Annotated in this window: 23 protein-coding genes; 16 read left to right on the top strand and 7 right to left on the bottom strand. The window is 55.7% G+C overall.

Annotation, left to right across the window (positions count from 1 at the left end):
- The first annotated feature begins 1 nt into the window (after nucleotide 1).
- The 3 genes from Q354_RS0112935 to Q354_RS0112925 all read left to right on the top strand — a co-directional run bounded on the left by Q354_RS0112935 (nucleotide 2) and on the right by Q354_RS0112925 (nucleotide 3,942).
- A complete protein-coding gene (locus tag Q354_RS0112935; protein WP_051560107.1) occupies nucleotides 2-778 on the top strand; it encodes a WecB/TagA/CpsF family glycosyltransferase in 777 nt (258 codons plus the stop codon).
- 192 nt (nucleotides 779-970) lie between these two features.
- Nucleotides 971-2,908, top strand: coding sequence for an AAA family ATPase (locus Q354_RS27425; RefSeq protein ID WP_051560106.1), 1,938 nt, complete (start codon nucleotides 971-973; stop codon nucleotides 2,906-2,908).
- Nucleotides 2,909-2,970: 62 nt separating this feature from the next.
- Nucleotides 2,971-3,942 carry a UDP-glucuronic acid decarboxylase family protein gene (locus Q354_RS0112925; RefSeq protein ID WP_027857975.1) on the top strand — a complete coding sequence of 324 codons (972 nt, stop codon included), beginning with the start codon at nucleotides 2,971-2,973 and terminating at the stop codon, nucleotides 3,940-3,942.
- 72 nt (nucleotides 3,943-4,014) lie between these two features.
- Here Q354_RS0112925 and Q354_RS0112920 read toward each other — a convergent pair whose 3' ends face one another.
- Entirely contained in the window at nucleotides 4,015-4,854 is an 840-nt protein-coding gene (locus Q354_RS0112920) for an HDOD domain-containing protein (protein ID WP_027857974.1), read from the bottom strand.
- A 306-nt stretch (nucleotides 4,855-5,160) separates the two neighbouring features.
- On the opposite strand from Q354_RS0112920, the gene Q354_RS0112915 reads away from it, so the two are divergent.
- Both Q354_RS0112915 and Q354_RS0112905 read left to right on the top strand, forming a co-directional pair.
- The gene (locus Q354_RS0112915; RefSeq protein ID WP_027857973.1) at nucleotides 5,161-5,859 is read left to right on the top strand and encodes a tRNA-uridine aminocarboxypropyltransferase; all 699 of its coding nucleotides are present in this window, start codon (nucleotides 5,161-5,163) and stop codon (nucleotides 5,857-5,859) included.
- A gap of 322 nt (nucleotides 5,860-6,181) precedes the next feature.
- Nucleotides 6,182-8,050, top strand: coding sequence for a methyl-accepting chemotaxis protein (locus tag Q354_RS0112905; protein ID WP_027857972.1), 1,869 nt, complete (start codon nucleotides 6,182-6,184; stop codon nucleotides 8,048-8,050).
- Nucleotides 8,051-8,114: 64 nt separating this feature from the next.
- On the opposite strand, the gene Q354_RS0112900 is transcribed toward Q354_RS0112905, so the two are convergent.
- A complete protein-coding gene (locus Q354_RS0112900; RefSeq protein ID WP_027857971.1) occupies nucleotides 8,115-9,290 on the bottom strand; it encodes an MFS transporter in 1,176 nt (391 codons plus the stop codon).
- A gap of 109 nt (nucleotides 9,291-9,399) precedes the next feature.
- Here Q354_RS0112900 and Q354_RS0112895 point away from each other — a divergent pair, with 109 nt between their 5' ends.
- Nucleotides 9,400-10,026 carry a LysE family translocator gene (locus Q354_RS0112895; protein ID WP_027857970.1) on the top strand — a complete coding sequence of 209 codons (627 nt, stop codon included), beginning with the start codon at nucleotides 9,400-9,402 and terminating at the stop codon, nucleotides 10,024-10,026.
- Nucleotides 10,027-10,115: 89 nt separating this feature from the next.
- A complete protein-coding gene (locus Q354_RS25655) occupies nucleotides 10,116-10,817 on the top strand; it encodes a cupin domain-containing protein (protein WP_051560105.1) in 702 nt (233 codons plus the stop codon).
- On the opposite strand, the gene dtd is transcribed toward Q354_RS25655, so the two are convergent.
- The 3 genes from dtd to typA all read right to left on the bottom strand — a co-directional run bounded on the left by dtd (nucleotide 10,814) and on the right by typA (nucleotide 14,229).
- Entirely contained in the window at nucleotides 10,814-11,254 is a 441-nt protein-coding gene (gene dtd, locus Q354_RS0112885) for a D-aminoacyl-tRNA deacylase (protein WP_027857969.1), read from the bottom strand. The genes Q354_RS25655 and dtd overlap by 4 nt on opposite strands.
- 46 nt (nucleotides 11,255-11,300) lie before the next feature.
- On the bottom strand, nucleotides 11,301-12,251 hold the full coding sequence (gene pip, locus Q354_RS0112880; protein WP_027857968.1) for a prolyl aminopeptidase: 951 nt from the start codon (nucleotides 12,249-12,251) through the stop codon (nucleotides 11,301-11,303).
- Between the two features lie 160 nt (nucleotides 12,252-12,411).
- Entirely contained in the window at nucleotides 12,412-14,229 is a 1,818-nt protein-coding gene (typA, locus tag Q354_RS0112875; protein WP_027857967.1) for a translational GTPase TypA, read from the bottom strand.
- 631 nt (nucleotides 14,230-14,860) lie between these two features.
- Here typA and glnA point away from each other — a divergent pair.
- The 6 genes from glnA (at nucleotide 14,861) to Q354_RS25650 (ending at nucleotide 21,020) form a co-directional block, all read left to right on the top strand.
- A complete protein-coding gene (gene glnA / locus Q354_RS0112870) occupies nucleotides 14,861-16,267 on the top strand; it encodes a glutamate--ammonia ligase (RefSeq protein ID WP_027857966.1) in 1,407 nt (468 codons plus the stop codon).
- 360 nt (nucleotides 16,268-16,627) lie between these two features.
- Nucleotides 16,628-17,710, top strand: a complete 1,083-nt coding sequence (glnL, locus tag Q354_RS0112865) for a nitrogen regulation protein NR(II) (RefSeq protein WP_027857965.1) — start codon at nucleotides 16,628-16,630, stop codon at nucleotides 17,708-17,710.
- Nucleotides 17,694-19,124: a nitrogen regulation protein NR(I) gene (gene glnG, locus Q354_RS0112860; protein WP_027857964.1), complete on the top strand. Its 1,431-nt coding sequence runs from the start codon at nucleotides 17,694-17,696 to the stop codon at nucleotides 19,122-19,124. The genes glnL and glnG overlap by 17 nt, the downstream gene beginning before the upstream one ends.
- Before the next feature lie 119 nt (nucleotides 19,125-19,243).
- Nucleotides 19,244-19,708 (top strand): tRNA (uridine(34)/cytosine(34)/5-carboxymethylaminomethyluridine(34)-2'-O)-methyltransferase TrmL, encoded by a 465-nt coding sequence (gene trmL / locus Q354_RS0112855; protein ID WP_027857963.1) that lies wholly within the window; start codon nucleotides 19,244-19,246, stop codon nucleotides 19,706-19,708.
- 130 nt (nucleotides 19,709-19,838) lie between these two features.
- Nucleotides 19,839-20,153 (top strand): hypothetical protein, encoded by a 315-nt coding sequence (locus tag Q354_RS0112850; RefSeq protein WP_027857962.1) that lies wholly within the window; start codon nucleotides 19,839-19,841, stop codon nucleotides 20,151-20,153.
- Entirely contained in the window at nucleotides 20,154-21,020 is an 867-nt protein-coding gene (locus tag Q354_RS25650) for a DUF2817 domain-containing protein (RefSeq protein ID WP_051560104.1), read from the top strand.
- 30 nt (nucleotides 21,021-21,050) lie between these two features.
- Here Q354_RS25650 and pspF read toward each other — a convergent pair whose 3' ends face one another.
- Nucleotides 21,051-22,100 (bottom strand): phage shock protein operon transcriptional activator, encoded by a 1,050-nt coding sequence (gene pspF / locus Q354_RS25645; RefSeq protein WP_051560103.1) that lies wholly within the window; start codon nucleotides 22,098-22,100, stop codon nucleotides 21,051-21,053.
- Nucleotides 22,101-22,326: 226 nt separating this feature from the next.
- Between pspF and pspA the strand changes: the two genes are divergently transcribed.
- The 3 genes from pspA to Q354_RS0112825 are packed head-to-tail and all read left to right on the top strand — an operon-like array spanning nucleotide 22,327 to nucleotide 23,710.
- Nucleotides 22,327-22,998: a phage shock protein PspA gene (pspA, locus tag Q354_RS0112835; protein WP_027857961.1), complete on the top strand. Its 672-nt coding sequence runs from the start codon at nucleotides 22,327-22,329 to the stop codon at nucleotides 22,996-22,998.
- On the top strand, nucleotides 22,998-23,267 hold the full coding sequence (gene pspB / locus Q354_RS0112830) for an envelope stress response membrane protein PspB (RefSeq protein ID WP_407637281.1): 270 nt from the start codon (nucleotides 22,998-23,000) through the stop codon (nucleotides 23,265-23,267). Before pspA ends, pspB begins: the two co-directional genes overlap by 1 nt.
- A 32-nt stretch (nucleotides 23,268-23,299) precedes the next feature.
- On the top strand, nucleotides 23,300-23,710 hold the full coding sequence (locus Q354_RS0112825) for a PspC domain-containing protein (RefSeq protein ID WP_027857959.1): 411 nt from the start codon (nucleotides 23,300-23,302) through the stop codon (nucleotides 23,708-23,710).
- A gap of 65 nt (nucleotides 23,711-23,775) precedes the next feature.
- On the opposite strand, the gene glpD is transcribed toward Q354_RS0112825, so the two are convergent.
- A complete protein-coding gene (gene glpD, locus Q354_RS25640; protein WP_036229695.1) occupies nucleotides 23,776-25,308 on the bottom strand; it encodes a glycerol-3-phosphate dehydrogenase in 1,533 nt (510 codons plus the stop codon).
- Between the last annotated feature and the right edge of the window lie 188 nt (nucleotides 25,309-25,496).

Here is a 25,496-nt window from a genome sequence, read left to right as displayed (position 1 = left end):
TATGCTTGCTGAAGCAGCTTCCCCCCGTCAGTCCCTGATTGGTATCCGATATGATGTTGTCGATCGAAAGGGATTATTCAGCGCTATTAAGTATGCGGCAGAACACAGACAGTCCCGGAATATCCTGAATGTAAATATTCACGCTATGAACCTGGCATATCGGGACGCTCAGTTGTCTGAGGTGCTGGATAAGGCGGATATGGTATTTGTCGATGGAACCGGCGTTAAGCTGGGATGCCAGTTGGCACGGATGCCGGTTGGCGACCGGATGACTCCGATGGACTGGTTGCCGGAACTGTTTGAACATTGCGCAGAACATCAGTGGCCGGTCTTTTTACTGGGTGATACCGAGGAGATGGGGCGGCGTTTTGCAGCGGCATTGAAAGCACGAGTTCCGGACTGTCCATTTGCCGGCTATCACCATGGTTTCTTTAGCCGCGAAGGTGAGGAGAATGAGCGGGTAATCGAGCAGATCAACCGCAGTGGTGCCCGCATACTGCTGGTGGGAATGAGTATGCCGATTCAGGAGAAGTGGATCGCTGAGAACGCCAGCCGCCTGAACCCATCGGTGCGGCTGGCAACCGGCGCGTTTCATCGGGTATACAGCGGCGATATATTACGTGGTCCGAAATGGATGACGGACAACGGTCTGGAATGGCTCTATCGCCTTTGTGTTCAGCCGCAGACCTGGCGCCGCTATATTCTGGGAAACCCTCTTTTTCTCTGGCGTGTATGGCGTTGTCATTACCGCCGCATATTAAAACTGGAAAGTGACTGACGGATTGCTGACCTGGTTTATTAATAGGCTACGACGATTATCTTAAATGCATACCTTAACCCGGTTATGCCTCAAGATCTGACCTCTGTCGCTGTGGTATAGTCGTGTTGTTTATATTGCAGCAGTTCGCTTGAATATTAAAACTCGGAAGAGATCTCAATTTACGGCAGGGTATGGCAAGAGAGTTACTGTATGTATGAAGAGTTTTACGGCTTAAAGCGAAGAGCCTTCGAAAATACGCCAAATCCGGAGTTTTTCTTTGCCAGTAATCAGCATCGGGAAGCGCTGGCTTCTCTGGTCTATGGAGTCATGTACTCCAAGGGATTTGTGCTCGTTACCGGCGATGTGGGTACCGGTAAGACTTTTCTGTCTCATGCGCTGAAGTATGAGCTGGGTGATGAGCATATCGTTGTTGAAGTCACCACGCCCTGGATTACGACCGAAGAGCTGATACAGGCATTGCCTGAAAAGCTTGAGATGGCGTATGACCCTTCCTGGAGCGCGCTGACACTGCAGGAGAAGATAAAAGAGCGTCTGGCTGAACTGCATAAGCAGGAACGGCGGGTACTGATTATTCTGGACGAAGCCCAGCAATTGCCGTTGCGTACGCTGGAAGGTATTCGCCTGCTGTCTAACCTTGAGACACCCGATGCCAAGGTCGTACAGATCGTACTGTTTGGTCAGAACGAGCTGAATGAGATTATCAATCGCCACTCGATGCGTCAGATCCGCCAGCGGATTACACTCTGTCGCTCGCTGGTGGGGCTGGATCAGCAGGATACCCAGCGCTATGTCGCCCATCGCTTATCTGTGGCGGGACGTACGGCCAAGCTGTTCACGGATGAGAGTCTGAAAGTTATCTATCAGTACTCCCGGGGTGTCCCGCGTCTGATAAACCTGATCTGTGACAACTGCCTGATTACCGGTTTTGCACACCAGGCCCCGCTGATCGAGCCGGAGGTGGTGCGTGAAGTGGTATCGGACCTGCCGATAAGCTCCAGCCAGAATACGGCAGTGCATTCGGCAGAGGAGGCCGCGCCGCAGAGTCCGAAGGAGTCGACGTCAATGCCTTCCGAGGACTTGCTGGAGGCCTTCCTGGAAGGGAACTCGGCTGATGAGAAGGAGAAGGAAGAAGAGGACGCGGCAGGTAAAACAGAACCGCTTAAGGCAGAACCCCGTCAACCGGACAGTGCTGCTCCCAGGGTATCGGGCATACCCCTGAAGCAGATCTGGATGATGATCGGAGTCCTGGTCATCACTGTGCTGATTGCCAGCTGGATGCTGAGCCGCTCTCCGGACACTGAAGTATCGTTATCGGAAAACCGTTCTGATACATCGCTGTCTGAAAGCAGCTATGCCTCGACGCAGTCACAACCTGCAGAAGCCGAATACTCGCAGCCGATAAACTCCGCGGCGATGCCGGATGATATCGAAGCGCTGGTGCGGGAGCTGGAGCAGCAGGCGGTGACGATACCGGCAGCCGGCCCGGCCCGGACTCAGCCTGAGGCACCGGTAACCGGCTCACCGATTCCCTCGGATGTGGTGCGCACTGAAGAGGAAGTGAAACCGCTGCCATTTTCCGATGGTGTCAGTGCGCCGAAAGACCTGCTACCCATCGAGGTCCGGAAGACAAGCCAACCGGCGGCACAAAATAATCTGGCGGGCAGCGACCTGACGCCGCTCAGTATGCCGCTGGAAAACGCCTCCCTGTACCAGGAGTATGCACTGCCTCCGGGGTCAACCCTCAGTCAACTGGTTCGCAAGCGCTACCGTACCTGGAATGACAGCAGTCGAGACCTGATACAGGCGCTTAATCCGGCCTTGCGCGAGAGTATGGACAGATTATCGGCCAATGCCCGCCTCAACCTGCCTGATATCAGACGGCAGGACCTGCTGACTCAGGATAGCCTGGGGCAGTGGTATTTCTGGGCCGGCACGACAACCGGGAGCCGTAAGTCGAAGACGATGGTCGATGACTACAAGAATCAGGGCTTTAAGGCCCGTATCGTTGATGCCAAAAACCAGCAACAACCGATTTACCGGGTGTTTGTCGGGCCTTATGCCAATCGCGACGATGTGCTGATCGCGGTGAGCCGTATCAAGCTAAACGGTATGCCTTTCATTCGTTAACCCTCTCTTTTCTCTTTCTTTTCGCACAGGCTGACTCGGCCACTTTATTACTGGATGATTGTATGAATAGTTTTAAGCGCAAGCGTATCCTGGTTACCGGTGGAGCAGGATTTGTCGGGTCTCACCTCTGTCGCAGGTTGCTTGACGATGGGCAGGACGTACTTTGCGTCGATAACTTATATACCGGTAATAAAGACAATATCGTCGACCTGCTGGATCACCCCTACTTCGAGTTTTTACGCCACGATGTAACCCTGCCGCTTTTCGTCGAAGTCGATCAGATCTACAACCTGGCGTGCCCGGCCTCTCCGGTCCACTACCAGGCGGCCCCGATTCAGACCACCAAGACCAGCATTATGGGGGCGTTGAATATGCTGGGACTGGCGCGCCGGACTAATTCACGGATCTTTCAGGCTTCAACCAGCGAGGTCTATGGTGATCCCCATATACATCCGCAGCATGAAGGCTACTGGGGCAACGTCAATCCGATTGGTCTGCGTTCCTGTTACGATGAAGGCAAGCGTTGCGCGGAAACCCTGTTTTTTGACTACCAGCGTGAGCTGGACGTCGATATTAAAGTAGGTCGTATCTTCAATACCTATGGCCCTAATATGCATCCGGATGATGGTCGGGTGGTATCCAACTTTATTATTCAGGCGCTGCTGAACAAGCCGATTACGATTTACGGCGACGGCCAGCAGACCCGCTCTTTCTGCTATGTTTCGGATCTGGTTGAAGCCTTTGTCCGGTTTATGGAAACTCCGAAGGGATTCACCGGTCCGGTTAATCTGGGCAATCCGGGGGAATTTACAATCAAACAGCTGGCTGAAATGGTGATTGAGCTGACCGGTTCATCCTCTGAGCTAAGCTTTAAGCCGCTGCCAAGCGATGACCCGACGCAGCGCTGCCCGGATATCTCACTTGCGAGCCGCGAACTGGGATGGCAGCCGGAAATTCAATTGCGTGAAGGGCTGCAGAAAACGATCAGCTACTTTGATCAGCTGCTGGCCGAAGGCCGTTATAAGATGGACTAAGCGCGCAGAAACAACAAAGGGCCTCCGGGCCCTTTGTTGTTTCTATCGGGCGACTCGCGGTACTTGAGCCTTTCAGCTCTGTAGCTGCTGGATAATATCTTCTTTAATATCCAGAAAGTCATAATCGCAGAGGCCGCAGAACTCCAGCACCGGATTAAGTTCGAACTGCTGTATATCCGCAGAATTTATTCGCCAGTAGCGGCGGTAGCTGTCACTGATCACTTTAGACAGCAGCAGAATTGCCAGCAGCATACGTCCCTCATCCTGCCCATCAGCCGGTGACTGACTGAGCCAGACTTTATAGCCCGGCTGGTTTTTTATCGCTTGCACCGTGGTATCCGGCAGACACCACTCCTTGGCCATTTGCGCGCCGACGGTGAAATGACTTTGTCCGTAACGGTCCCACTGCTGCTTATGCATCTGCGGTAAGCTGATGTCATTCAGGGTGGGTAGAAAGGTTTTGTAGTCATCGAAATTCTGCATCATCACCGGAATGCCACACTCATGCATCATGCCCAGCGTATAGGCCTCATCCCGATCGATAGAGGGATAGCGCTGTGCCAGCAGACTGCAGATGTGAGCAACCTCGGTCGCAGTATCCCAGAAACGCTCCAGCCTGCCGAGTCCGGACAAGGTGCTGCGCATGGCAGCCAGCCTGACGATGGCGTACAGCCGGTTGAGTCCCAGCAAGCCGGCTGCGCGTTCCAGCTGGGTGATCTGCTGGGGCAGGCCGAAGTAGGCTGTATTGACAGTGCCCAGCACCGACACATACAGGGCAACATCCTGTTTCAGATGAAAGCAGATCTGCTCAATATCGGGATCTTCGCTCTTCATCAGCTGACCGACAGCGACCAGGACTTCGGGCCGGGCGGGAATGGAGCAACGCTTTCGTGTGACTGCTTTTACGGGCATTCTGAGACCGGAGTGGGTTTATAGATGGCGGATTAATATATCAGGATATCCCTGATCGATATAAGTATATCTTTGTTTGTAAACGGAAAAACTGACGGACTGTGGCTACGTAAAAAGTATGAATTGTAATTATTCGGCACAGCTCTTTTTTTCACTTATCAGAGTGGTATAGTGCGCGGTCTGATTCCGGCGGCTGTGTGGAAAGGGACACTGTCCAGTCAACCGGGGAATTACCGATTCAGAGATAACCGATTGTCGCGCATTGTTCGATGGCTGCCTGTCGGGAGTCATCTTCTGCGATAGATCATGAACTACGAAAACCAGAAACCCTTTGTTGCCCGTGGCTCGAATATCGAGCGTTGTGAAGCCTGTCTGCTACCCCAGCGGGGTTGTATCTGTGACTATCGGGTCAGTGTGGAAGCCAGGGCCCGTTTCTGGCTGCTGACGCACCGCTACGAGACGCTCAAACCCACCAATACCGGCCGCCTGATTACCGATACGATCGAAGGCTCTGACCTGTTTCGCTGGAGTCGTACCGAACCGGATACGCGCTTTCTTCAGGCGCTGGATGATCCTGCTATCGATCCCTATATAGTGTTTCCTGAAGGCGAGGACTATCAGCACCGGATGGTTGAGTTTGAGCACAAGCCCGGACGACAGCCCGTTTTTATCATTCTTGACGGTACCTGGCGTCAGGCACGACGCATGTTTCGCCATGGCCGCTATCTCGACCGCCTGCCGGTGATCCAGCCATCTACGACACGGACATCCCGGTATATGTTACGCAAGGCCCAGCATGATCATCATCTCTGTACGGCTGAAGTGGCCGTCGCGATGCTGGAGCAGATTGGCGACCAGGCTTCGGCTGATGTGCTGGAGGCCTACTTCGATATCTTTAACCAGCATTACCGGGCTTCCCGGCTCAGTCGGCCGATTGAGTCTGATACGGGCGCCAAAAACCTTCTCAGGGTGACGCAGGGGAATAAGGCGTCAGTCTCAGCCTAGGCATGCAGCGGTAATATAATTTCCGGTATTTACAGCCTGGATATAGTCAGCCGATTACTGTTATGCCAGTAGCAGAGCGGCGCTATACCTTCGGAGACTGGCAGAAGGGGCACTGCCAGACAGATCCCTGCGCTGTAGATATCGATCACCGGATCTGTCTGATCCGGATCTCCGGAAGCAACAGTTTACTCTCACATGAAAAGCCAGCATGCCGATTCAGGCGGACAGACCGGAAAACCGGCGCTGAGTGACGGTATGGGGCCAGACCGGTGAGAGCTGTTCCTTCCACATTATTAATAATTCTAAATTGGAAGTGACTTCAATGAAGTTCAGAAACAAGATAGCAATGGCTTTCAGCCTGATATTGCTATTGGCAATGGGGGTGTTGTCGACGGTCCAGTATCTGCAGGTACGGACCGATGTTGAGGCGATAATTGAGCGCAGTGTGGCGGAGATTGTCAGTAGTGTCGGGCGCAATATCGAAAGTGATATGGCCCTGAAGCGCGACCTGACGGAAAATGCAGCCCGTCTGTTGGAGCAGGCCGATAGTGATGCAGCCCGTGAAGCAATTATATCGACCTCAGTGATCCGCAATAACTTCCTGCTGTCGGGCGTCGGTTATGAGGCTGATGGCAGGCTGATCAGTAATGATCCCACCTGGCAGCCGGCGGACTATGATCCGCGCCAACGCCCCTGGTACCGGGATGCCCGTGCCCGGGGTGATGTGACCTTTACCGCCCCCTATCAGGATGCGGCTACCGGGGAGACCCTGGTCTCGGCGGCCGCGCCACTCTATCAGGCCGGCAGTCTGGAGGGCGTGGTGTTTGTTGATGTCAGCCTGAAGGGGCTGGCGGAGCTGGTTAACCGGGTCTCCCTGTTTGAGTCTGGCTATGCCTTCCTGATCGGTAACGATGGACACTTTATTGCCCACCCGGACGCCTCCCTCAATGGCCAGCCGGCCGCTGAGCTGTTTGGCGATGAATTCGGTCCGGGCAAGCAACGCCAGCAGCTGAGCGTGCAGGGGGAGTCAAACATCATCATTATGACGCCGCTGCAGGGGCTGGACTGGAAGCTCGGGGTTGTGCTGGACAAGGCCAGGATCTACGCGGTGGAAACCCGCCTGCTGAACAGCTCCGTATTGTATACGGTGCTGGCGCTGTTTCTCGGCCTGAGTGCGCTGTTGCTGGTGGTGATCAGGCTGATGAAGCCGCTGCAGACACTGAACGATGCGATGCAGGAAGTGGCAGGCGGTGATGGAGACCTGAGCCGGACCCTGAATACAGATACCGACCTGGAGTTCGCCCAGCTGGCCAGCGCCTTCAACCTGTTTACCGATAAGCTGCGGCAGATGGTGGTTGAGGTAAAACGCCACGGCGATAGCGTTCTGGCTGGTGGCGAACAGACCTCGTCAGGCGCGGCTCGATCTGCCGCGGCGATGGATCAGCAGCTGCGCGAGCTTGAACAGCTGGCAGCGGCGATGAATGAAATGGCGGCCAGTGCGACCCAGGTCGCGGGCAATGCCCAGACCGCCCGCCGGGCGGTCCAGCAGGCCGATAATGCGGTGATGAGCGGCGTGGAGGTTGTCGGGCACACGGCAGCCTCAATCGCCCAGTTGTCGACCCAGATCGATGATACTGTTCAGGTCGTCGGCCAGCTGGCAGATGCAACTGCTAATATCGAGTCGATTCTGGAAGTGATTACCGGCATTGCGGAGCAGACTAACCTGCTGGCCCTGAATGCAGCGATCGAGGCCGCGCGCGCGGGCGATTCCGGTCGCGGTTTTGCCGTGGTGGCCGACGAGGTTCGCTCCCTGGCTCAGCGCACGCAGCAGTCCACCTCTGAAATCCGTGCCATGATCGATCGGCTGACCAAGGGGGCATCCTCTGCCAGTGAGTCGATGGTACAGAGCAAGGAAGTGGTTCAGCTCAGTGTGAAGCAGGCCGAACAGGCGACCGCGGTGCTGAATGATATCCATCTGGGCATCCAGCAAATTACCGAGATGAATCTGCAAATCGCTACTGCCGCAGAACAGCAGAGCGCGGTGGCGGAAGAGATCAACCGCAATGCCACCAACATCCGCGATATTTCGCAGCAGGTCGCTTCAGAAACCGAAGAGACCCATCGCTCGATCGATCAGCAGGTGCAGAGCGTCAAGTTGCAGCATGAAGTGCTGTCCCATTTCAGGGTATAGCGGACAGTAACTGATGACAGAAAAGGGCGCTACGGCGCCCTTTTCTCTGTCAGGCTGTGCCTCCTCAGGCGTGGCGAACTTCAAACCCCGGAGCTGGGGCTTCCGGCACCAGCCGGGCCAGAAGCAGGGATGCCAGGGCCATTGCTGCTCCGGCAAGGAAGACCGCCGCGGGGGAGACCAGCCAGAGCAGCCCGAAGGCGGCGGGAATAATGACCGCTGCGATGTGATTTATCGAAAATGAGACGCCCGCGGTGGGAGCGATATCGGCAGGGTCGGCAATCTTCTGGAAGTAGGTCTTGATGGCGATCGCCATGGCAAAGAACAGGTGATCGATAATATAGAGCGCCACGGCCAGCGCCGCACTCTCGACAAAGGCATAGGCTGTAAACACCAGAATCAGGCCGACATACTCCAGCATCAGGCTGCGCCGCTCCCCCCAGAGGGCGATCAGTTTTCCGATCTGAGGCGCCAGCAGAATATTGAACGCCATATTGGCGAGAAACATCAGGCTGATCTGGGCGGCGCTGAAGCCGAACTTCTCCACCATCAGGAAGCCGGCAAAGACTACGAAGATCTGTCTGCGGGCACCGCTCATAAAGGTCAGGCTGTAGTAGAGCCAGTAGCGCTTGCGCAGGATCAGCTTTTTATGCTGTTCCACTTTCTGCGGAAAACGCGGAAACAGCACCGCTGCCAGCAGGGCGATCAGGGCGGTAATACTGCCGCCGATCAGGAATACCGTTGCCATCTCCAGCTGACCGATGTCCAGCGTCAGGTAGACCAGTCCATAGACGATCACAGAGGCCGCAGAGCCTGCGGCGATCAGTTTACCCATCACTCTGGGAGCCTCGGCTTTATCTAGCCATTGTAACTGCAGTGACTGGTTAACGGTTTCAAAGTAGTGGAAGCCGATCGACATCAATACAGTGGTGAAGCAAAGGCCCCAAAAACTGGGCAGGTAGCCGGTCAGGGCGGTACCGATCCCCAGCAATAAGAGCGAGATCAAAGCCAGTGCCTGTTCCTTCCAGAGCAGTAGCAGGAACACCACGGCAAAGGATAGAAATCCGGGTACTTCGCGCAGACTCTGCAGGATGCCCATATCCGAGCCGTTAAAGCCCGCCTGCTCAATGGTAAAGTTGTTAATCAGCGCCATCCAGCTGCCCATCGAGAACGGCATGGCGGTTGCCATCAGTAACAGCAAAACCCGGGGCGAGCGCCATTGTGATCCAATCAGGTTCTGCACAGGCTTATCTCCTTTAAAACAGCCATCATAGCGCGGCGCTCGATTGCTGTCCGGCACCTTCGCAGGTACGCTGTGTTGCAATATTCGTTGCTGCCACAAGAGAGCGCCCATGGAGCCATTGCTACTGACCTATATTGTTGCTATCACCCTGCTGAGTATCAGCCCCGGTGTCGATACGGTACTGGTACTGCGCAATACCGCCCGGGGTGGTGTTAAAGATGGCATGCTGACCAATCTGGGGATTGGCAGTGGTCTGTTTATCCACGCGACCGTGTCTGCCCTGGGGATCTCCGCGATCCTGCTGCAGTCGGCCTGGGCCTTTACCACCCTGAAACTGGCCGGAGCCGCCTATCTGATCTGGCTGGGCATCAGCAGCCTGCGTGGTGCCGTGAAAGGGACCGCATCACTGCAGATAGCGGCAGTGACAGGACGGTGTAAGCCGCTGCGCTCCCTGCGTGAGGGGCTGCTTTCCAATGTGCTGAACCCTAAACCGATCGTGTTTTATATGGCGTTCCTGCCGCAGTTTATCGATCCGGCGGGCAACGTGATGCTGCAGTCGCTGTTTCTGGCCGCGATCCACTTTGCCATCAGCTGCAGCTGGCAGGGGGGGCTGGTATTGCTGGTAAACCGGGCCCGGCAGGTCTTGGCAATGCCTGCCGTTGGCAGCTGGCTGGATGGAATCACCGGTGGCGCAATGGTTTTGCTGGGCGGCAAGCTGGCGCTGGACAGCCAGTAAGACGGTGAGTCATCAAAACGTTGCTGGAATCGGGCCAGAAACCGGCTTTAATAAAGCAGTAGCCAGTTGGAAACAGAGGGAGTCAGGAGATGACAGCGATTAATGGTGATCTGAGTAAGCGTGTACAGCTGGATGCCAGCAGCATGGACTGGCAACCCAGCCCCAGTGGTACCGTCTGGCGCAAGCGCTTCCATCTGGTAGGAGAGGGCGAGTCCGGCCAGGTTACCTCTCTGGTGCGTTATGATCCCGGTGCCCGCTTTCCATCCCATCCCCATCCGGGGGGGGAGGAGATTCTGGTACTGGAGGGTATCTTTTCCGATCAGCAGGGAGACTGGCCCGCAGGCTCCTATCTGCTGAATCCCGAAGGCTTTGAACATGCACCGGGCTCCGCTGAAGGCTGCCTGCTGCTGGTTAAACTACGTCAGTTTGCCGGGCAGGAACGTCGCCATCTGGCGCTGGATACGGCCGAACTGGCCTGGCAACCGTCGGAGATCAAAGGGGTATTGGTGAAGCAGCTGTATGCTGATAACGATTATCCCGAGCAGATGCGGCTGGAACACTGGGCCCCGGACAGTCACTGTGGTGAGCTGGAATATCCGGAGGGTGCCGAGTTTTTCGTTATCAGTGGTGAGTTTGAAGACGAGCAGGGACGTTATCCGGCGGGGAGCTGGCTGCGTCTGCCGGCGGGGAGCCGTCACAACCCCCGCAGCGCGCTGGGTTGTGAGCTGTATATTAAAACCGGCCATCTGTTGCAGCTGCTCGATGCAGCAAAGCCTGAAACGCAGGCCTAGCTGGCTTCCAGCATAAAGGTAACCGGCCCGTCGTTCAGCAACGAGACCTTCATATCGGCACCGAAGCTGCCGGTGGCTATATGATGGTGCTGTGCCCGGGCCTGTGTGACAAAGTAATCATAGAGCCGCTCGCCTTCGGCAGGCGTCGCGCCGGCTGAAAAGCCCGGTCTCATTCCCTTGCGGGTATCGGCAACCAGGGTGAACTGGGACACCACCAGCAAGCCGCCTTCTGCCTGCTGTACATTAAGATTCATCTTGCCGTCCTGGTCGGCAAAGACCCGGTAGCCAAGTACCTTTTTCAATAGTTTATCAGCGACTGCTTCGTTGTCGGTGCGTTCGACACCGAGCAATACCAGCAGGCCATGGCCGATCTCGCCAATGCGCTCGCCCCCGACATCGACCGATGCAGAGGATACCCGTTGTATCAGAGCCTTCATCCGGCTACTCCCGAATCCTTAGCTAAAGTAGCCGGGCATTCTAACCTCAGGCCAGCGAACGGGCAAAGTCATCCGTAGCACGAACCAGGTTATCGCGAATGCCGGGCTCAAAGGCGGAGTGACCGGCATCGCGCACAATATGCAGTTCGGAGTTTGGCAGGGCCTGGTAGAGCGCATAGGCCTGGTCGATCGGACACACCATATCGTAACGACCGTGCACTATTATGGTGCGTATCTGTTTCAGCTTGCCGGCGTTGCGAATCAGCTGGTCTTGTTCCATAAAACCTTTATTGATGAAATAGTGGGCCTCGATTCGGGCGATCGCCAGTGCAACATGGGGATCGGCACAGCCATCCAGCATATCCTGGTTGGGGTCCAGGGTAGAGCAGTGGCCCTCCCACAGCGACCAGGCCTTGGCGGCGGACATGCGGGCGATCTCATTATCTGCCGTCAGGCGCTGATAGTAAGCGCTGACCATATCCGCGCGTTCCTCCTGCGGGATCATCGATTCAAAGTGGCGCCAGTGATCGGGGAAGATGCGGCTGGCGCCTGACTGGAACAGCCAGTGGATATCCGGGTTCCGGCAGAGAAAAATACCGCGCAGGATCAGGCCGGAAACCTGCTCCGGGTATTGCTGGGCGTAAGCCAGGCTGAGGGTCGCCCCCCAGGAACCACCAAACAGCAGCCACTGGTCGATGCCGAGGTGCTGGCGGATCTGTTCCATATCACTGATCAGGTGCTGGGTGCTGTTATTTCGCAGCTCTGCATGGGGGCGGGAGTGGCCACAGCCGCGCTGGTCAAAGAGCACAATGCGGTATTTCTCCGGATCGAAGAAACTACGCTGTGCCGGGTCGGTTCCGCCTCCCGGTCCGCCATGCACAAACAGAACGGGTATGCCCTGCGCGTTGCCGCTCTCCTCTATATAGAGATTATGAATCTCGTCGACCTGAAGGCGGTGTTCGGCATAGGGGTGGATATCCGGGTAAAGACTGTGCATGGGGCCTCCTGCAGCAAGAGCACGGACTGTAGCCAACAGTATAGAGCCCGCAGGGGGAGGTCGTTAACTGCACTTTTGCAGTGGCCACAAAAAAGCAGCCCGAAGGCTGCTTTCTGTTGGCTAAAGGCGGCGAGCTTATCGCTCGCTGCTTTGGCTATGCTTACTTCTTAGCGCGCTTACGCTCATTCTCTTTCAGCAGCTTCTTACGCAGGCGGATGTGGTTAGGGGTAACCTCGACCAGCTCATCGTCTTCGATGAAGTCCAGTGCCTGTTCCAGCGTGAAGCGGATAGGTGGCGTCAGCTGGATGTTTTCGTCGGTACCGGAGGCACGGACGTTGGTCAGCTGCTTGCCTTTGATCGGGTTAACGGCCAGGTCGTTGCTACGGCTGTGAATACCCAGGATCATGCCTTCGTACACTTCGACGTTAGGTCCGATGCACAGGCGGCCACGCTCCTGCAGGTTCCACAGGGAGTAGCCCAGCGCTTTACCGGTTACCATCGTCACCAGTACACCGTTGATACGGCTAACCACTTCACCCTCTTTCACCGGACCGTAATGGTCGAAGATAGAGGTCATGATACCGGTACCGGAGGTCATGGTCAGGAACTGGCTACGGAAGCCGATCAGGCCACGGGATGGGATCATGAAGGAGAGGCGGATACGGCCAGAGCCGTCCACTTCCATATTGGTCATATCGCCGCGACGTTTGCCCAGCTCTTCGATGATGCTGCCCTGGTGCTGCTCTTCGACGTCGATCATTACGACTTCGTACGGCTCCTGGATCTCACCATCAATCTCACGCTGAATTACTTCAGGACGGGACACACCCAGCTCGAAGCCTTCACGACGCATAGTTTCGATCAGTACCGACAGGTGCAGTTCACCGCGGCCGGATACACGGAATTTTTCCGGTGTATCGCCTTCTTCAACACGCAGGGCAACGTTGTGGATCAGCTCGCGATCCAGACGGTCCTTGATGTTACGGCTGGTGACGAACTTACCGTCCTGGCCGGCGAACGGAGAATCGTTAACCTGGAAGGTCATGGAAACGGTCGGTTCATCAACCGACAGCGCTGGCAGTGCTTCAACCTGTTCCGGGTCACACAGAGTGTCAGAGATGTTCAGCTCATCAATACCGGTGATACAGATGATGTCGCCCGCCTGAGCGGTTTCAACTTCAATACGCTCAAGGCCCAGGTAGCCCATGATCTTCTGGATACGGCCGTTACGGACATTACCTTCAGCGTCGATAACCCGAACCTGCTGGTTCACGTTAGCAGTACCGCGCTTAACTCGGCCAACACCGATAACACCAACATAGCTGTTGTAGTCCAGCGCAGAGATCTGCATCTGGAACGGGCCGTCCAGGTCAACTTCCGGCGGAGATACGTGTTCGACGATCGCTTCGAACAGCGGCGTCATATCTTCAGCCAGGTTGTCTGCTTCCAGACCGGCAATACCGTTCAGGGCTGAGGCGTAGATAATCGGGAAGTCGAGCTGCTCATCGGTCGCGCCGAGAGAGTCGAACAGGTCAAATACCAGATCGACAGCGCGATCCGGGTTTGCGCCCGGACGGTCAACCTTGTTTACAACAACGATCGGGCGCAGGCCCTGATCAAACGCCTTCTGCGTCACAAAGCGAGTCTGTGGCATCGGACCATCAACGGCGTCAACCAGCAGGCAGACACAATCGACCATGGAAAGTACGCGCTCTACCTCGCCACCGAAATCGGCGTGTCCCGGGGTATCAACGATGTTGATGCGGTAGTCGTTCCAGTTAATGGCGGTGTTTTTCGCCAGAATGGTAATGCCGCGCTCTTTCTCCTGATCATTGGAGTCCATGATGCGCTCGGTGCCTTCGTCGCGACGACCCAGGGTACCGGACTGGGAGAGCAGCTTATCTACCAGCGTAGTTTTGCCGTGGTCAACGTGAGCCACAATGGCGATGTTGCGTAAATTATTGATGCTATGAGACATTTTAAGACTTCACCCGTGTGAACGGTTCAAATATGTACACGGGCATGGACCCGCTAAAAAAACTAACCCGGCTGCTTTTTGCAAGGCCGGGTGTTTTGATGGGCATATAATACCAGCTTGTGACCCGCATTAAACGTAATTTCCCTTACGCTTTTGTGAGACCGGACTTTGCCGTCTGAATCTTCCTGCTGAGTTTGCCAGCGTCCGGGGTATTGTCACCGGATGGTCACGCAGTGTGCATACCGTCGTCCGGAGAGCCGATGCCTGAATTTCCATAATGGTTACTCTGTTCTCTGCCAGCAGTATCGCTTTTGATCTGCATTGTGAAATGCGTCGAGGGACGATTTCAGGCATGGGCAGCAGCCATATGCTGGAGTATTATTGCCCTGCTGATCAAAATAGAAGAAATCCTGTACTGGGTTGCACTAAATTGGTGCGTTAAAAATGCGCATGCACCATGCTGGTGCCCTTCAGGCAGGGTAATTGGGCGAAAAAGACCCAAAAACAGGCATTTGAAGTTAATTTCAATGCTGGCACAGACCTTGCTATTACGTTACTAACCCGGTTTAGACCGATTTCAGAAAGTACCGAATTGCGCGTCTGGCAAATTCTTAAAAGTGGAGAAAGCCAAATGTCAGAGAAGACTCTGAATCTGATCAAAGAAAGCGAAGCGAAGTGGGTAGACATGCGTTTTACCGATTTTAAAGGTAAAGAACAGCATGTAACCATCCCTGTGACTGACATGGGCGATGACTTCTTCGAAGAAGGCAAAATGTTTGATGGTTCCTCCATCGCAGGCTGGAAAGGTATTAACGATTCCGACATGATCCTGATGCCGGATGACAGCGCTACTGTGCTGGATCCATTTGCAGAAGCTCCGACTGTTATTGTTCGTTGTGACATCGTTGAGCCTGCTACAGGTCAGGGTTATGAGCGTGATCCACGTTCTGTTGCCAAGCGCGCAGAAGAGTTCCTGAAGTCTACCGGTATTGCTGACAGCGCTATGCTGGGTCCAGAGCCAGAATTCTTCGTATTTGACGAAGTACAGTGGCACGCTGACATCTCCGGCTGTGGCTACAGCATCAGCTCTGAAGAAGCTTCCTGGGCTTCCAACCACAAGGTAGAAGGTGGTAACACCGGTCACCGTCCTCGCGTTAAAGGCGGCTACTTCCCGGTACCACCAATCGATTCCCTGCACGACCTGCGTGGTTCTATGTGTGATGCGATGGAAGCCATGGGCCTGACCATCGAAGTACACCACCACGAAGTTGCGACTGCCGGTCAGTGTGAAATCGGTGTTCGTGGTAACACGCTGGTAGACAAGGCTGACGAAGTTCAGATCCTGAAATACTGCGTACATAACGTTGCACACGCTTACGGCAAGACAGCTACTTTCATGCCTAAGCCGCTGGTAGGCGACAACGGTTCCGGTATGCACGTTCACCTGTCCATGTCCAAAGATGGCGTTAACATCTTTGCCGGTGACGGTTACGGCGGCCTGAGCGAAACTGCACTGTACTACATCGGTGGTATCGTTAAGCACGCTCACGCCCTGAACGCTCTGTGTAACCCATCTACCAACTCTTATAAGCGTCTGGTTCCTGGTTTCGAAGCTCCGGTAATGCTGGCTTACTCTGCCCGTAACCGTTCTGCTTCCCTGCGTATTCCTTACACTGCTTCCCCTAAAGGTCGTCGTGTAGAAGCGCGTTTCCCTGATCCGGCTGCTAACCCATACCTGTGCTTCGCAGCACTGCTGATGGCAGGTATCGACGGTATCCAGAACAAGATCCATCCGGGCGAAGCTGCGGATAAAGATCTGTACGACCTGCCAGCTGAAGAAGCAGCTGAGATCCCACAGGTTGTGGGTTCCCTGGAAGAAGCGCTGGACGCTCTGGAGACTGACCGTGAGTTCCTGACTAAGGGTGGCGTATTCACTGACGACATGCTGGACGCTTACATCGGTCTGAAGCGTGAAGAAGTCGAGAAAGTGAACATGACTACTCACCCGGTTGAGTTCGATCTGTACTACTCCGTATAAGATCTGAAAACTCACTGAGTTAAGAAAAGCCTCCTTCGGGAGGCTTTTTTGTGCCTGTCTTATATGCTCAGGAAGTGGCGTGATAGCGATCATTTTTGGTGGTGATCACTATGCTTAAGACAAGTGTTGTGGCTGTGCGGCGCTCAGCATATTGCAGTGCAGTGGGGCTTCCAGTCTGGTGCCTGCTATTGAATATTGCACCAAAATAGTGCATTGCTATCTGCGGGTTTAAGGCGACCCGGGGTGCCGTCACTAAGAGGCGGCCTGAATGCGGGCGCGTTTAGCTTTTTGCGACAGTTGGCTTTAATTTTGCAGCACAGATAAGGACTTACAGCGATGGGCACGACGTCAAAGGGTACTATGTCAAAATCTGATATCCACAAGCTGATACTCGATAACCTGGCGACCTCAGTGGTGATGCTGAATGGCACCCTGACGATTGAGTATATGAATCCGGCCGCGGAGATGTTGCTGGAAGCCAGTTCTCGTCAGCTGAACAAGAAGCCGATCTCCGCCTGGTTCAGCGCCGATGGTGCTGAGCTTGAAACCCTGCATGCTGCGCTGGAATCAGGTCATCCCTATACCCGGCGTGAAGCCCGCCTGGTCACCCACAATGGCCATGAGCTGACAGTCGATTACAGTGTTAACCCGGTGCCGGGCGTTGGAGAGACTCTGCTTCTGATCGAGATCGAAGCGCGTGACCGGCTGATGCGGATTGAGCGTGAGGAAGAGTTGCTGAGCCGGCATGCGACCGCCCGCACGCTGGTGCGCGGACTGGCGCACGAGATTAAAAACCCGCTGGGCGGGATTCGCGGCGCTGCCCAGCTGTTGCAGCGTGAGCTGGATAATATCGAATTGCACGAGTATACCCACGTTATTATCGAAGAGGCCGATCGCCTGAGGAATCTGGTGGATCGCCTGTTGGGGCCACGTAAGCTGCCCAAGATTGAAGATGTGAACATCCATGCCATCCTCGAGCGGGTGTGCAGCCTGGTCACCGCCGAAACCGCCGGGGCTATCCGGCTGGTGCGTGACTACGATCCGAGTATTCCCGAATTGAAGGCCGATGCCGAACAGCTGATTCAGGCGGTACTGAATATTATGCGTAACAGCATGCAGGCGATGCAGGGCGCGGAGACGGTGACGCCACAGATCAAGATCCGTACCCGGGCGCTGCGTCAGATCACGCTTGGCGCAGAGAAGCACCGCCTGGTGTGCTGTATCGATATTGTGGATAACGGCCCGGGTATTCCCGACGAGATTCTCAATAAGATCTTCTATCCGATGGTCAGTGGCCGTGCCCAGGGATCGGGGCTCGGTTTGTCTATCGCGCAGTCCATCATTAACCAGCATCACGGTTTGATCGAATGTCGTACCGAGCCGGGTGAAACCTGTTTCCAACTGTTTATTCCACTGGAGCTGAAATATGAATCTGTCAGGTAGTATATGGATTGTCGATGATGACCGCTCCATTCGCTGGGTGCTGGATAAGGCGATCAGCGCCGAGGGGCTGGCGACCGAGGTGTTTGAGGATGCCGACAGTTTGCTGAGTCGTCTCGGGCAGGAAGTGCCGGATGCCATTATCAGTGATATCCGGATGCCCGGGACTGACGGATTGCAGATGCTGGAGCGGATTCAGGAAACCCATCCCCAGCTGCCGATCATTATCATGACGGCCCACTCTGACCTGGATTCTGCCGTGGCGTCCTACCAGGGCGGGGCCTTTGAGTACCTGCCCAAACCGTTCGATGTGGATGAAGCGCTGGCGTTAGTGAAGCGCGCCGTCGAGCATTCCCATGAGCAGCAGCAACAGGTGGTCGAGCAGGCCAAAAGCGAGACTACCGAGATTATCGGTGAAGCGCCGGCGATGCAGGAGGTATTCCGGGCGATCGGCCGTCTGTCGCAATCCAATATTACGGTGCTGATCAATGGTGAATCGGGCACCGGTAAGGAGCTGGTGGCGGACGCCCTGCATAAACACAGCCCGCGTCGGGAGCGACCCTTTATCCCGCTCAATATGGCGGCGATTCCTCATGACCTGATCGAGTCCGAGCTGTTTGGTCATGAGAAGGGCGCTTTTACCGGCGCCGCCGCAGCCCGCCGTGGCCGTTTTGAGCAGGCCGATGGCGGCACCCTGTTTCTGGACGAGATCGGCGATATGCCGGCGGATGCGCAGACCCGCTTACTAAGGGTGCTGGCGGACAGCGAGTTCTACCGCGTCGGCGGCCATACACCGGTCAAGGTCAATGTACGTATCATCGCCGCGACCCACCAGAACCTGGAAAAACTGGTTCAGGAAGGACGCTTTCGGGAAGACCTCTTTCACCGTCTGAATGTGATCCGGGTGCATCTGCCCAAACTAGCTGAGCGGCGGGAAGATATTCCGCGTCTGGCGCGCTACTTCCTTGCCAAATCAGCCGAGGAGCTGGCGGTGGAAGCCAAGACCCTGCATCCGGATACGGAAACCTTTCTGGCTCAGCTGCCCTGGCCGGGCAACGTGCGGCAGTTGCAGAATACCTGCCGCTGGTTAACAGTCATGGCTTCCGGGCGCGAAGTGCTGCCGTCCGACCTGCCACCGGAGCTGGTGGAAGAGCGGGAGGAGCAGGGCGGTGTGGTATCCGGTAATTGGGAAAGCGCCTTGCGCAACTGGGCCGATCGCCAGCTCAGCATGGGCAACAGCGGCCTGCTGGATGAAGCGGTGCCAACCTTCGAAAAGATTATGATTGAGACGGCGCTGAAGCACACCGCCGGGCGTCGTCGTGATGCCGCCAACCTGCTGGGATGGGGGCGGAATACCCTGACCCGCAAGATCAAGGAGCTGGGGATGGAAGAGAACGGTGATACAGAAGAACCGTAGCCCCGTTTGCACCGATAGGCTTCAGCGTCCCGCGCTGGCGCTTATCGGCTCCTGGCAGTGTTAACTCGCACCGATACCCGCTAGAATTCCGGCTCGTTAATCAGTCCTGAAGCGATCTTATGCTGCATGTCGTGCTCTACCAGCCGGAAATTCCCCCGAACACCGGAAATATTATCCGCCTTTGTGCCAACACCGGCTTTAAGCTGCATCTTATCGAGCCGCTGGGCTTTGATTTTGATGATAAGAAGCTGCGCCGTGCCGGGCTGGATTATCATGAATTTGCCGCCGTTGGCCTGCATCCGGATCTGCAGAGCTGCCTGGCAGAGATTGCGCCGGAGAATGTCTGGGCTCTGACAACAAAAGGCAGCAACCGGCCCAGCGATGTGAACTTCCAGCCCGGGGATGTGTTGTTGTTTGGCCCGGAAACCCGTGGCTTGCCGGTCGAGGTGCGTGAATCCCTGCCTGTGGATAACCTGTTGCGACTGCCGATGACAGAGGGAAGCCGCAGCATGAATCTTTCCAATGCCTGCGCCGTGGTGGTCTATGAGGCCTGGCGGCAACTGGGCTTTAGCGGTGGCGACTAGGCCATTGCGGTTTTTAATTGGTTAAAGATCGTTCATGCTGGCATACTCCGCGCCTGAATTTACATGCCTCAATGGCTATCGTCTGTGCGTGCAGGCGAGTGGGGCAGCGTCTGATCCAACCGGGTAATAAATGAAAAAGATTCTGATTGTGACTGGCTTTGAAGCAACCGCCGGTCGTAGTGATTGCCTCTATCTGCGGGATCACCGGCAGCGCCTCTGTACGGTGCTGACTGCAGCGGATCAGCGGGTAAACCTGCAGTCCCTGTTGCAGCAGCAAGCCCCCTTTGTCTTGTTTTCCGATCGTCTTGAAACTCTGGCGGCTGACCGGTTGCAGATTCCGGCAGATGCGATGATCAGTGTGATGCCGGCGGCATCCGGTTCGATTCAGGCGCTGTTGGAGAGCGGTCAGGCCGAACAGTTGCTGTTACAGCTGGGTGGGTTCTGAGTGCGCTGGCTGGGTACTTTGTTGTTACTGCTGGCTCCGTTACTGCAGGCGTCGGATGAAGTTGAAAAGCTGTGCCGCCAGATCGGAGCCAAGCTATCCAGCGTCAGCAGTAAAGAGTGCCTGCGGCTGGGTTTCGATCAGCCGCGATTCTATTCTGTATCTGGTAAGCCATTGCTGGAAAAGCACTTTCCTGCACGGGCAGAGGCTGAACGGCCGATCCGGATTCTGTTTTTGGGGGGCGTGCACGGCGATGAGTTCTCCTCGGTCAGCGTGACCTTTAAATGGCTGAATAAGCTGGCGCAGCGGCCGCAGTCCGACTACGAGTGGCTGTTTTTGCCGCTGGTAAACCCCGACGGTTTGCTAAAGCGGAAGGGGAGCCGGGTTAATGGCAACAAGGTAGATATTAACCGCAATTTTATTCCGGCGGAAAAAACTAAGACGCCGCTGCAGCACTGGGCGACCCGGGCCCGGAAAAGGGCGCGTTACTATCCCGGTCTGGCGCCGTTAAGTGAGCCGGAGACCCGTGCCATCCATCAGCTGATCGAAGAGTACGCGCCTTCGGTCATTATCTCGGTACATGCGCCTCACGGTATCCTTGATGTGGATGGGGTGAAGTCGCCGCCGAAAAAGCTCGGGCCGCTCTATCTCCGCCGACTGGGGACCTATCCCGGGTCGCTGGGTAACTACGCCTGGTTCGTGAAGAACATACCGGTACTCACCATCGAGCTGCCGAGTGCCGGTTCTATGCCGAAAAACCGGGAAATCCGCCAGATGTGGTCTGACCTGAACGGCTGGATCGCGCGTAAATCAGGCCCCCAGCTGAGAGTGGCAGCACAGGAGCCTGCAGAGACAGCGCCGCTGAACTGATCGTTCGCTATGGCTGTGCGGGACTACGGCTTAGTGGTCGATGGATTCCTCTGCGCGCTCTTCCAGTTGTTGCAGAAACTGTTTGAGTGGCAGCATCTGGTGTTTGCGCAGATAGCTGCGCAACTGGTGATAGCTGAGGCCCAGCTGCTCAGCGGTGCGGCGCTGGTTGAAATGGTTATGTTGCAGGGCCTGCAGTAACGAGCTTTTCTCCTGCTGTTTAATCTGCGTCGGCAGATCCAGCGGCGCACTGACCGCCGTTGCCGTCTGCTCTTTTTGTACGACTTCACTGCCCGTCTTCTGCCAGGGAGGCTGGAACGGATCGATAATCACTTCCGTGACCGGTTCTTCGATCACCGTACTGCGGTAAATGCTGCGTTCAACCACGTTCTTCAGTTCGCGAATATTTCCCGGCCAGGAATACCGGTTGAGCTGTGCGCGCGCTGAGTCACTGAAGCCGGCAAAGAAAGGGCGCTGCAGCTCCATGCAGATACTCAGTGCAAAGTGTTCTGCCAGCAGCTCGATATCGCCGCTGCGATAGCGCAGCGGCGGAAGGTGTACTACGTCAAATGCCAGCCGGTCGAGCAGGTCTGCACGAAACCGGCCCTGTGCAGCCAGTCGTGCTATATCTTCATTGGTGGCTGCAACCAGCCGCACATCGACCTCCAGCGTCTCGCTGCCGCCGAGGCGTTCGAACTCTCCGTATTCAATCACCCGCAGCAGTTTTTCCTGAACCCGCAAAGAGCAGGTTGCCAGCTCATCCAGAAACAGGGTGCCGCCGTCGGCGCGCTCAAAGCGCCCCAGGTGGCGGCGGCTGGCGCCGGTAAAAGCCCCGGCTTCGTGACCGAACAGTTCGGATTCCAGCAGGCTCTCGCTCATTGCTGCGCAGTTCAGTTTGATAAACGGCTGATCCCAGCGGCGGGAGAGAAAATGCAGGCGCTCGGCGACCAGTTCTTTACCGGTGCCACGTTCTCCCAGAATCAGTACAGGCTTGTTCAGTGGCGCCAGTCCCGAAATCTGATCGATCACGTCCATCAGTAGGGGAGATTCGCCAATTATGTTTTGACGCTTATTGGTTAACATGACTAAAAAATAGCATAAATAGCTTAATAATAGTCAATTTAAACAACTCTTTGGGGCTGTTTTTAGTTTTCTTGATTCGTTGTTTTCTATTTATTATCAAAGGTTTAGCGTTTTTTATGAGGGGTTGGCACGGACTTCGCTATATACCAGTCAGTAACTAAACTGATCGGTATCCATGTTAGCTGCTGTATTCAGGATGCCGTGATATCAACAGGAGAGTATGGCTATGGGTATCTTTTCCCGCTTTCAGGACATCGTAAACGCGAATATCAATTCTCTGCTGGACCGTGCTGAAGATCCGGAAAAAATGATCCGGATGATGATTCAGGAGATGGAAGAAACACTGGTCGAAGTCCGTACAACATCCGCCCGGGTGATTGCCGACCGTAAGACGCTGGAACGCCGTATGCGCAACCTGCAGGCTGATGCCGAGGAATGGGAGGGTAAGGCAAAGCTGGCGCTGGGCAAAGGGCGCGAAGATCTGGCCCGGGCGGCGCTGGCGGAACAGGCTGCTGCCGAAGAAACACTGAAGCTGGCCGCGACTGAAATGGCGCAGGTGGGCGAACATCTGGATGAGCTGAACGATGAGGTGGCCCAGTTGCAGCGTAAGCTGGATGATGCCAAGGCGAAACAGAAGGCCCTGCTGGCACGCGAGCAGAGTGCTCGTTCCCGTCTGGATATCCGTCGTCGTTTCAGCCGCGATAAACTGAATGAGGCGTTTGAGAAGTTTGAGCGCTATGAGCGTAAGATGGATGACCTGGAAGGCGAAGTAGAGAGCTTCGATCTGGGTGCCAGGGACCTGGCTGATGAAATTGCCGATCTCGAGCGCGATGAGAAGCTGGATCAGGCACTGGCTGAGTTGAAGGCGAAAATGGACAGCGGCAAAAAAGGTAAATAATGATGTCGGGCATCGTGTTCTTTTTTGTACCTACCGTGATCTTTATGGGACTGGTGGCGCCGCTCTGGCTGGTGCTGCACTACCTCAGTAAGTCACGGTCGGCCAAAGGGTTATCTGATGACGATCGCCACCTGCTGGATGCCGCTATGGCGCAGGTGGATAAGCTGGAGAACCGGATCCAGACACTGGAGACGATTCTGGATGAAGAGCATCCCCAGTGGCGTCGTGATGACCCTGATCATCAATTTAAGGATCGCGCGGAGGGGTAATTATGTTCGCAGGTAAACGCACAGGATATGGTATGGATCTGTACCGCAGTCGTTCGGATCGCTGGCTGGCCGGGGTCTGCGGGGGGATTGCAGATAATATGCAGGTACAGAGCTGGCTGGTCCGGCTGGGGTTTTTTACCCTGTTCCTGTTCACCGGCAGTTTCGCAGTAATGCTCTATGTACTGGCTGTTATCTTAATTGCCAAGCGCCCGGTCGACGGGCGGCAGCACTATTCAGAGGCGAAGGCAGATAGCTGTGCCGGTTACAGTGGCAAACAGCAGTCTAACCTGAAGGAAACCCTGTTCAGCTATGGGCCCAGTCCTTCGGGCCGGGTCGCGGAAATCAGTAAGCGGATGCAGAGTATTGATGCAAAGCTGCGCCGTATGGAAAGTTATGTTACCTCACGTAAGTTCCAGTTTGACCGTGAAATAAAGCGCAGCTAATTCGCGCAGGTATCAGCACAGGACTTCCCGGCGGAAGTCCTTTTTTGTGTGTGGCTGCAATTTCCTTATTGCTGCTCGGCCTCAATCAACTCCCTGATGCAGGCTTGAGTTCGCTTTTGCAGATATTCCTGCAGGGCCTTTATTTCACGACTGCTCATATGCAACCCGAGTTTGCTGCGTCGCCAGAGAATATCTTCAGCCGTCAGCGCCCACTCCTGTTCGATCAGGTACTCCACCTCCCGCTGATAGAGACCGGCACCGAAGTGCTGACCGAGATCACTCAACTGCTGGCAGTAGAGCAGGATCTGCTGGCTCAGGGTGCCGTAGCTGCGGCAATAACGCTGTTTCAGCTCCTCGGGTAACCAGGGATAGTGCTGACTAAAACTCTCCAGCAGTTCTGCCGGGCTGGAAAAATCGCCTCCGGGTAACGGTGTATCGGCGGTCCAGGCCGGCCTCATATCACAGAAGTAAGGGCTTAGCTTATTCAGCGCGGCTTCGGCCAGTTTTCGATAGGTGGTGATCTTGCCACCAAAAACCGACAGCAGGGGAGCTTCTCCCTGGTCATCATCAAGGCTGAATTCGTAGTCCCGGGAAGCTTTCTGGGCCGGACCTGTGTTGGCACAGACCAGGGGGCGGATGCCGGCGAAGCTGTGCACGACATCATCCTTATTCAGCTGCTGCAGGAAGTGGTTGTTGACGACCATCAGCAGGTACTCGACTTCATCCTGTGTGATGCTGATGGTCTCCGGAGTCGTCTCGTGTTCGAGGTCAGTGGTGCCAATCAGGCTGAATCGCCCTTCATAGGGCAGCACAAATACAATACGCCGGTCACTGTGTTGCAGGATGTAGGCTTCATCGCCGCTGTACAGGCGGGGGACAACGATGTGGCTGCCCTGTACCAGGCGTACCTGTTTAGGCGCGGTCTCTTTCAGCTGGTGGTTGTAGAAACGTGATACCCAGGGACCCACGGCATTCACCAGTGCCCGGCTGTACACCACCCGCTCATTGCCCTCCGCCACGTTGCGCAGCCGGATGGTCCACAGGCCCTGCTCCCTGGCGGCGCTGATGCACTGGGTGCGGGTACTGATGACGGCACCGGCCTGTCGCGCAGCCATGGCATTCAGTACTACCAGGCGGGCATCATCCACCCAGGCGTCGGAATACTCGAACAGCTTGTTGAATTCCGGCCTTAACGGCGTTGCGCTGTCGCTGTTGAGGGTTTCAGATGCCGGCAGGGTTGTGCGTCGTGCCAGGCGGTCATAGAGCAGCATCCCCGCCTGGATCACCATCGCTGAACGCAGCTTTGGATTATGCGGCAGGCGGAAGCGCATTGGTCTGATGATATGGGGAGCTTTGCGCAACAGCACTTCACGTTCCCCCAGCGCCTCCCTGACCAGGCGGAATTCACCCTGTTCGAGGTAACGCAGTCCCCCATGGATCAGTTTACTGCTGGCCGATGAGGTCGCGGATGCCAGATCATTCATTTCGCACAGGCCCACGGCCAGTCCGCGTCCGGCCGCATCGGCGGCAATACCTGCGCCATTGATACCGCCGCCGACAACATACAGATCATAGGTAGCTGAGCTGCCCTGACTCATTTTTATTCCTCCGCCTGCGTTGGGTGGCCCGGTGGCCTAATGGCACCAGAGCCGCATGCACGGGTCGGCAGCTGCAGGAGGACGGGGTCATCTGGTGACGTGGCTCCCCTTCAGCGCAACCGTACCTGATAACAATAGTCGTTTTTACGCCGGGCAGTGGCGGATACAGGGAAGTTGCTGTGAGGCGA

This window comes from Marinobacterium jannaschii DSM 6295 (genome assembly GCF_000620085.1).
Lineage (GTDB): Bacteria > Pseudomonadota > Gammaproteobacteria > Pseudomonadales > Balneatricaceae > Pontibacterium > Pontibacterium jannaschii.
The sequence above is the reverse complement of the archived record's forward strand: the minus strand, read 5'-3'. Positions and strand labels throughout refer to the sequence as shown.